Raw genomic sequence first — 3,132 nt, forward strand, 5'->3', positions numbered from 1 at the left:
TTTTAAACCTAACGGAGCGAAAATAATACTCCCTATTATTAAAAATAACGCATCTTCTAAAGGAATGTAACCTTGTATAAGTTTAATGATAAAGGCGCCAATTGAAGATATAAAAGCAATTACTATACTATTAGCAACCACCGTATTCATTGGTAATTTGAATAAAACTAATAATATAGGAATAATAATAAAGGCGCCGCCTGCTCCAACTATACCCGAAATGATGCCAACGAAAAGACCCACAATAACCAATAAAGGCTTATTAAAGGAAGATTGGTCTGAACTAGGTTTTACGTTAATAAACATTAATATTAATGCAAGTAAAGCAATGATAATATACACCATATTTACAAATGTAGCATCAAATAAATTTGCTAGCAAAGCCCCTAACATGCTCCCTATAATCATACCTCCTCCCATATAAAGGACCAACTGGGGTGAGAATTCTGGTTTTTTTCTTGCTTTCAAAGAGCCACTTAAGGTACTGAAAAAGACTTGGCTAGAAGTAAGTCCTGATGCGATATACGCGCTATATGCAGGAGCCCCAAATAGTGGCGGTAACAATAAAATGGCTGGGTAAATAATAATAGCGCCACCTATACCTACTAGACCAGATATAAATCCTCCGAACACTCCGATGAGCAACATAATGATAATATTTATAATATCCATTATTTACTTTTCACCAATAAGTTAACAGCTTCATTAATGATTTCTTGTGAATCTTCATTGTTGTCATCAGCTGAATTGACGCATTCAATTAAATTTTCGCTAATAATAATCCCCATTAATCTTTGTAATGAACTTTTTGAAGCACTAAGTTGCGTAATCACATCTTTACAATGCTTTCCTTCTTCCATCATTTTAATAACTCCGTTGAGTTGTCCTTGTACTCTATTAATACGATTGATCATGTTTTTATCATAATTCATAGTAATTTCCTCCACTTTTAATTGAATATAGTCATAGTAATAAAATAAAAAAAGTTTGTCAAATACCCGAGGGGGTATTTGACAAAAAGAGTTATATCTTTTAACATACCCCCATAGGTATTTAACAGGAGGTTATTATGAAACAATATAATGAAAAACACATTAATGATTTAAGTAAATCAGAGTTAGAAAAATTAACTTCTCAAGGTCAATTGATTGATGTAAGAACACAAGAAGAATATAAATTAGGGCATATCAATGGTGCCATACTGCATCCTGTAGATGAGATTGAGTCATTCAATAAAGATAAAAATAAAACCTATTATATACACTGTAAAAGTGGTAATAGAAGTGCTAAAGCTAGTAAATATTTAGCTGAACAAGGTTATGACGTTGTAAATTTAGAGGGCGGCTATAAAGCATATGAAGAAAAAAACGTCAGCGATGATACAAAAGAAGAAAGGACAAATGTAGAAATTAAAGCAGAGCGTAAAAAATTTAACTATAGTGGTCTTCAATGTCCAGGTCCTATTGTAAATATCAGTAAAGAAATAAAAAATATTCAAGAAGGTGACCAAATTGAGGTTACAGTCACAGATCCAGGATTCGCAAATGATATTAAAAGTTGGGCGAAACAAACGGGACACGTATTAGTAAAACTTGAGGAGGACGACAATGAAATTAAAGCGATTATTCAAAAAGGACAACCCAAAAATTTAGAAGTGAGTCACACGTCTAAAGGCACTACAATTGTACTATTTAGTGGAGAATTAGATAAAGCAGTGGCAGCAATGATTATTGCGAATGGTGCTAAAGCTGCAGGAAGAGATGTAACCATCTTCTTTACTTTCTGGGGACTTAACGCATTGAAAAAAGCGCAAACAGTTAACGTTAAAAAGAAAGGTATCGCAAAAATGTTTGATTTTATGTTGCCAAAAACACCTTTGAAAATGCCACTCTCTAAAATGAATATGTTCGGTTTAGGTAATATCATGATGCGTTACGTAATGAAAAAGAAAAACGTTGATTCATTACCATCACTCATTAATCAAGCGATAGCTCAAGATATTAAATTAATAGCATGCACCATGAGCATGGAGATCATGGGCATTACAAAAGAAGAATTAAGAGACGAAGTTGAGTACGGCGGTGTAGGTACTTATATAGGCGATACTGAAAACGCGAGTCATAATTTATTTATTTAATTAAATCTATTAAAATAAGGAGTTTTTTATATGTTTTTCAAACAATTTTACGATAACAATTTATCTCAAGCATCTTATTTAGTTGGCTGTCAACGCACAGGAGAGGCAATAATAATTGACCCTGTACGTGACTTAACAAAATATATGGAAGTTGCAGATAGTGAAGGTTTTACAATTACACAAGCTGCAGAAACTCATATACACGCTGATTTTGCTTCAGGCATTAGAGATGCGGCAGAACAATTGAATGCAAACGTATATGTATCTGGAGAAGGTGACGATGAATTAAGTTATCGTAATATGCCAGAACAAACACATTTTGTTAACCATCAAGATATTATTCATGTAGGTAACATTAAATTAGAAGTATTGCATACACCTGGTCATACCCCTGAGAGTATCAGTTTCTTACTCACTGATGAAGGTGGCGGCTCAAGCGTTCCAATGGGCTTATTTAGTGGCGATTTTGTCTTTGTTGGTGATATCGGTAGACCTGATTTACTAGAAAAATCAGTTCAAATGGAAGGTTCTACAGAAGTTAGTGCGAAACAAATGTATCAATCTATAGAAAGTGTTAAAGATTTACCAGATTATATTCAAATTTGGCCAGGTCACGGTGCTGGAAGTCCTTGTGGTAAAGCATTAGGCGCCGTACCAATGTCTACGCTAGGTTATGAAAAAATAAATAACTGGGCATTTAGTGAAACTGATGAAACCAAATTCATTGAAACATTAACATCAAATCAACCAGCACCACCACATCATTTTACACAAATGAAAAAAATTAACCAATTTGGTATGGAGTTATATCAACCATACAATGTTTATCCTAGTTTAAACAATGAAAGAATAGCATTTGATCTTCGTAGCAAAGAAGCCTTTCACGGTGGCCATACACAAGGAACAATCAATATTCCTTATAACAAAAACTTTATTAACCAGATCGGTTGGTATTTAGATTTTGAAAAAGATGTAGATTTAATTGGAGATAAATG

The 3,132-nt window shown here is 33.5% G+C and carries 4 protein-coding genes; 2 read left to right on the forward strand and 2 right to left on the reverse strand.

Annotated elements, in window-relative coordinates; genetic code table 11:
* Together KA909_RS13185 and cstR are read right to left on the reverse strand one after the other, a co-directional pair.
* The coding region (locus tag KA909_RS13185; RefSeq protein WP_210130317.1) for a sulfite exporter TauE/SafE family protein at positions 1 to 672 on the reverse strand (672 nt) is incomplete at its 3' end.
* Positions 672 to 932, reverse strand: coding sequence for a persulfide-sensing transcriptional repressor CstR (gene cstR / locus KA909_RS13190; RefSeq protein ID WP_095323504.1), 261 nt, complete (start codon positions 930 to 932; stop codon positions 672 to 674). The genes KA909_RS13185 and cstR, both read right to left, overlap by 1 nt.
* 137 nt (positions 933 to 1,069) lie before the next feature.
* On the opposite strand from cstR, the gene KA909_RS13195 reads away from it, so the two are divergent.
* Both KA909_RS13195 and cstB read left to right on the forward strand, forming a co-directional pair.
* Entirely contained in the window at positions 1,070 to 2,137 is a 1,068-nt protein-coding gene (locus KA909_RS13195) for a DsrE/DsrF/DrsH-like family protein (protein WP_210130318.1), read from the forward strand.
* 30 nt (positions 2,138 to 2,167) lie between these two features.
* Positions 2,168 to 3,132, forward strand: a 965-nt coding sequence (cstB, locus tag KA909_RS13200) for a persulfide dioxygenase-sulfurtransferase CstB (protein ID WP_210130319.1), incomplete at its 3' end; no start/stop codon positions are given.

The sequence above is a fragment of the Staphylococcus sp. GDX8P54P genome (assembly GCF_017893165.1).
Taxonomy (GTDB): domain Bacteria; phylum Bacillota; class Bacilli; order Staphylococcales; family Staphylococcaceae; genus Staphylococcus; species Staphylococcus borealis.